Below are 5278 nucleotides of genomic sequence, written 5' to 3' on the forward strand. Positions count from 1 at the left end.
GACAGATCAATCATGGCAAGGCAATCAACGAGGCAAAGTTAAGACACTGGAACCACGGCACGACTTTCGAGAACCCGGCGGCCAGCAGGCGTTCGCGGTGTTCTTCGAGGCTGTCGGGCTTCATGACGTTTTCGATGGCGCTGCGCTTCTGGGCGATTTCCAGTTCGCTGTAGCCGTTGGCGCGTTTGAACGCCACGTGCAGATCGGTGAGCAGCGCGTGCTCTTCGGCATCGTTGAAGCGCAGCTTCTCCGAGAGAATCAGCGCGCCGCCGGGCAACAACGATTGGCGAATGCGCGAGAGCAACGCGGTGCGCTGGTCCGGGGCGATGAATTGCAGGGTGAAGTTCAACGCCACCACCGAGGCCGGTTGAAACTCCAGCGCGAGGATGTCGCCCTCGATCACCTCGACTGGCAGCAATTCCTGAAACATCGAATCCTGACCGTTGAGGTACTCGCGGCAACGCTCGACCATCGCCGCCGAGTTATCCACAGCGATGACCCGGCAACCGTCGGTACGCACATGACGGCGCAGGGCTTGAGTGACTGCGCCGAGCGACGAGCCGAGGTCGTAGAGCACGCTGTTCGGCTGGGCGAACTGCGCCGCGAGCACGCCGAGGTTTTCGACGATGGTCGGGTAACCCGGCACCGAGCGCTTGATCATGTCCGGGAACACCCGCACCACGTCTTCATTGAAGGCGAAGTCAGGCACCTGGGCCAAAGGCTGGGCGAATAGGCGATCGGGTTCTTTGCTCACGGCGGCGTCCGGCGGTGTCGGTGGAAAAGGCCGGCATTTTAGCAAAAGTGGCGCGGGGATGCTTGGGTTGTCTGATAAAGCACCGAGACGGGTGTAATTTCTCGCCGTCAGGGATATGGCTTTCGCGAGCAGGCTCGCTCCCACAGGGGATCGCGGTGTCCTGTGGGAGCGAGGCTGCTCGCGAAGAGGCCAGCGCGGTTTCCCGCCGTCAGTTCACCGAAATAGCGCAGTCAAAGGTTTCCACCGGCAGCACTTCCGGAGCCCACGGCTGTTGCGAGGTCAGGCGCAAGCGCCCGGTGCCGGCCGCGAAGGCCTGGAAGCGCCAGGTCGAAACCCCCGCTGCGCCCACCACGCCGGCATCTTCCGGATTGCTGTAAACCTCGGGGCTGAGGGCGCGCAACACGCCGCCAGCTGAATCCTGAATCGCCCAGCGATAGCCGGTGGTCGGGTTGCTTGGCAGGCTGATGATCAGGTTTTGCCCGACGTTGAGCCGCACGGGGCATTCGCTTTGTTTTTCCACAGTCACGTTGTGTTTCGGTTGCGTGGCGCAGGCCGCCAGCAAGGAAAGGGCGAGGGGGAGAAACAGGCGAGTGGGGGACATAAGGTCAGCAGCTCCGGCAGTTACGACGAGCGGCGAGCATAACTGAAGATGAGACAAAGTGTGACAGTCAGGGAGAGTGGTGTTGCAAGAGCTCACGCCTTCGCGAGCAGGCTCGCTCCCACAGTGATCAGCAGTGTCGACAGATTTTGTGTTCACTGCATCACCGTGTGGGAGCGAGCCTGCTTGCGAAGGAGGTATAGCAATGATCATCAGAAGAGAACCCTCGCCACGTCCGCAAGCTTCTCAACGAAACGCACGGTATCGCTTGTCTCTGCTGATGAAGATATGGGTTGCCTCAGTCAATCCTTGGCCAGGTAAATATCGAAATCTGCGTTGATGTTCAAAATCAACCCGTTGGGTGTTTTGGCTTTTACCAACAAGGCCTTCGCGCGGTAGCGACGTTCATCGGTAACTTCCAGTTCAAGCGTTGCTTCAAGTATGTCCAGGCTCCAATTTATATATCTATCGCCCACGTAGCGCATTTCGCTATATTGCAACAGCGTAAATGGGCTGCCCACACTTGGATAGTGATAGGTTCCAGAAGTGATTTCTTTCTTCAAGTGAACTGAAAATGAGCGCGCATCACTGGTTATATAAGTGTCCGGGTAAACTGTTCCGCTTTGGGTGTTGAAGTTAATGTCTTCCAGAAAAAATGCATCAGTGTAGTTTAGGCCCGAAGAGTGAAATGGAGCTCGTGCAAATGACGTTTCGCCCGGTTCCGCAGAAACAGGAAACGTCGCGTTGAATTCTCCGGTCAGGTTTTGCAATCTCGTGCTTGCTGGAGTTCTTTTAGACTGCATGCTGCTTGAAACTGTCGGACTGCTGTTGAAGGTCACTAGAACGTCAAAGCGCGACGTGATTTCAAGGATTTCTCCGTTGATCAGCACTTCGAATCGGAGCTCACCAGAGTAACGGCGCCCGTCTTCAGTAATGCTCAACTCAAGTTCAGCCTTGGTCGCCTTGTGAACCACGAAGTTGAAATTGGTGTCGGAGTTTTGAAATTCCCCATAGGTTACCTGGACCACTGAAGCGTCCCGCGGAAATACGTAGGTGCCCGATGCGATCTCTGATTTAAGCGTAATGCCTATGCTTCGATGGTCGCTGGTTGTCGTGGGTAATGGCTGCGTGCCCGAGTTGCTATCAAAGTTCAGATACTCAAGGGATCTGGCCATTCGGTTGTGCACTGTCTGCGAGTGATAGGGATAGCGTGCTTCGCCTGGATCGCCGGGTCTGGTGAATGAAGCTTCGAAGCGTCCGCAAAGGTTATGCATGTAGCGGGTATGAGGCGCGTTGTGATTGTTCATCAGGTACTCACGAGTAGACGACAAATAGAACAATCAGTGTGGGTAGTGCGCATGAAAAAAAGTACTGTCAGAGTTGACAGTACTTTAGATTCCTATGCTTGGATATGACTGGTTTTAACAGCAGATTCATATAAGCGCTGCGGTACGCCCCGCAGCACTTACACTCGCGTTAGAACAAGACTTTCGCCACATCCGCAAACCGCTTGGCAAAGTGCACGGTAATCCCTTCCTTCAGGTAATCCGGCAATTCCTCAAAGTTACCCCGGTTCGGCTCCGGCAGAATCAATTCGAAAATCTTCTGCCGCCGCGCTGCGATCACTTTCTCGCGCACGCCGCCGATCGGCAGTACATGCCCGGTCAGGGTCAGTTCGCCGGTCATCGCCACGCCTTTTTTCGGCGGTTGGTTGCGTGCAAGCGAGAGCAGGGCGCTGGCCATGGTCACGCCGGCGCTCGGGCCGTCCTTCGGCGTTGCGCCTTCGGGCACGTGCAGGTGGACGAAGGCTTCGTCGAAGAACTTCGCGTCTCCACCAAACTGCTTGAGGTGCGAGCTGACGTAGCTGTAGGCGATCTCCGCCGATTCCTTCATTACATCGCCGAGTTGCCCTGTGAGCTTGAAGCCACGATTCAAGGTATGAATCCGCGTGGCTTCGATTGGCAAGGTCGCGCCGCCCATGCTGGTCCAGGCCAAGCCGGTAATGACACCGGTGCCGGACAGCACTTGTTCGTTGCGGAATACCGGATGGCCCAGCGAGGCTTCGAGGTCTTTCGGGCCGAGTTTGATCACCGCTTTCGGATCGTCGATCAGCTTCATCACCGCTTTGCGCACCAGTTTGCCCATCTGCTTTTCCAGCTGCCGCACGCCGGCTTCACGGGCATAGCCGTCGATCAGGGCTTTGAGCGCGGTGTCGCTGATGCTCAGGCTGCCTTTTGATACGCCGGCCTTTTCCAGCAGTTTCGGCCACAGGTGACGCTTGGCGATGGCGACTTTTTCTTCGGTGATGTAGCCGGACAGGCGAATCACTTCCATCCGGTCCAGCAACGGGCCGGGGATCGAGTCGAGGGTGTTGGCGGTGCAGACGAACAGCACCTTCGACAGATCCATGCGCAGGTCGAGGTAGTGGTCGAGGAATTCAACGTTCTGCTCAGGATCGAGAGTTTCCAGCAGCGCCGAAGCCGGGTCGCCCTGGTAGCTCTGGCCCATTTTGTCGATCTCGTCGAGCATGATCACCGGGTTCATCACTTCGACGTCTTTCAACGCCTGCACCAGTTTGCCCGGCTGCGCGCCGATGTAGGTGCGGCGGTGGCCCTTGATCTCGGCTTCGTCGCGCATGCCGCCGACGCTGAAGCGGTAGAACGGCCGGCCGAGGGATTCGGCGATGGATTTGCCAACGCTGGTCTTACCCACGCCTGGCGGGCCGACCAGCAACACGATCGAGCCGCTGATTTCGCCTTTGTACGCACCAACAGCGAGGAATTCGAGGATGCGATCCTTGATGTCGTCCAGACCGGCGTGATGCTTGTCGAGGATTTTGCGCGCGTGCTTGAGGTCGAGTTTGTCCTCGCCATACACGCCCCACGGCACCGATGTTGCCCAGTCCAGATAATTACGCGTGACGGCGTATTCCGGCGAGCCGGTTTCGAGGATCGACAGTTTGTGGGTTTCTTCTTCGAGGCGTTTCTGCACCTGCGCCGGCAGGGTTTTGCCTTCGAGGCGTTGCTGGAACTGTTCGAGGTCGGCGCTGCGGTCGTCCTTGGTCAGGCCGAGTTCCTGCTGGATGACCTTGAGCTGTTCCTTGAGGAAAAACTCACGCTGATGCTCGCCGATCTTGCGGTTAACTTCAGCGGAAATCTCTTTTTGCAGACGCGCTACTTCGACTTCCTTGCGCAGCATCGGCAGGACTTTCTCCATGCGCTTGAGCATCGGCACGCAGTCGAGCACTTCTTGCAGCTCGGGACCGGTCGCCGAGGTCAGCGCGGCGGCGAAGTCGGTCAGCGGCGACGGGTCGTTGGGGCTGAAGCGGTTGAGGTAGTTCTTCAGTTCTTCGCTGTACAGCGGGTTGAGCGGCAACAGCTCCTTGATCGCATTGATCAGTGCCATGCCGTAAGCCTTGACCTCGTCGGTCGGCTCGGTGGGTTGGTGCGGGTATTCGACTTCGACGAGGTACGGCGGGCGATGGTGTTTGAGCCAGGTCTTGATGCGCACACGGCTCAGGCCCTGGGCGACGAATTGCAGTTTGCCGTTTTCGCGGCTGGCGTGGTGAACCTTGACCAGCGTGCCGTATTCGGGGAGGGCGCCGGTGTCGAAATGGCGCGGGTCTTCCTGGGGCGTGTCCATGAAGAACAGGGCCAGGGAGTGGTGTTCGGATTTGCTGACCAGTTCGAGGGTTTCGGCCCACGGTTCTTCGTTGACGATGACCGGCAGGACCTGGGCCGGGAAGAACGGACGGTTGTGGATCGGGATGATGTAGACCTTGTCCGGCAGGTTTTGCCCGGGCAGTGCCAGGCCGGTGCCGGAGGAGGTGTGTTCGATGTGGTCGGTTTCGTAATCGTCGTGATTGTCCGGGCGATCTTGCTGGTCGGTCATGGGGCACCTGCGCAATGGGGTATGGGGTCTTAGAT

4 protein-coding genes are annotated in these 5278 nt (G+C 57.9%); all 4 read right to left on the reverse strand.

Annotated features, from left to right (window positions below):
* Positions 1-10: 10 nt before the first annotated feature.
* The 4 genes from cmoA to lon all read right to left on the reverse strand — a co-directional run bounded on the left by cmoA (position 11) and on the right by lon (position 5243).
* Complete coding sequence (gene cmoA, locus D8U71_RS01995; RefSeq protein WP_016773355.1) at positions 11-754, reverse strand: carboxy-S-adenosyl-L-methionine synthase CmoA; 744 nt, start codon at positions 752-754, stop codon at positions 11-13.
* A gap of 208 nt (positions 755-962) precedes the next feature.
* On the reverse strand, positions 963-1355 hold the full coding sequence (locus D8U71_RS02000; protein ID WP_024014192.1) for a protease inhibitor I42 family protein: 393 nt from the start codon (positions 1353-1355) through the stop codon (positions 963-965).
* A gap of 299 nt (positions 1356-1654) precedes the next feature.
* The gene (locus tag D8U71_RS02005) at positions 1655-2659 is read right to left on the reverse strand and encodes a hypothetical protein (RefSeq protein ID WP_130887057.1); all 1005 of its coding nucleotides are present in this window, start codon (positions 2657-2659) and stop codon (positions 1655-1657) included.
* 169 nt (positions 2660-2828) lie between these two features.
* On the reverse strand, positions 2829-5243 hold the full coding sequence (gene lon, locus D8U71_RS02010; RefSeq protein WP_024014191.1) for an endopeptidase La: 2415 nt from the start codon (positions 5241-5243) through the stop codon (positions 2829-2831).
* Positions 5244-5278: the final 35 nt, after the last annotated feature.

The sequence above is a fragment of the Pseudomonas sp. Sample_21 genome (genome assembly GCF_004307525.1).
In the GTDB taxonomy this organism is placed as follows: Bacteria; Pseudomonadota; Gammaproteobacteria; order Pseudomonadales; family Pseudomonadaceae; genus Aquipseudomonas; species Aquipseudomonas atacamensis.

What these genes read in the sequence shown, in the direction of transcription:
- D8U71_RS02005 (WP_130887057.1), bottom strand. Translation starts at nt 2,659, where the DNA reads ATGAACAATCACAACGCGCCTCATACCCGCTACATGCATAACCTTTGC.
- D8U71_RS02000 (WP_024014192.1), bottom strand. Translation starts at nt 1,355, where the DNA reads ATGTCCCCCACTCGCCTGTTTCTCCCCCTCGCCCTTTCCTTGCTGGCG.
- lon (WP_024014191.1), bottom strand. Translation starts at nt 5,243, where the DNA reads ATGACCGACCAGCAAGATCGCCCGGACAATCACGACGATTACGAAACC.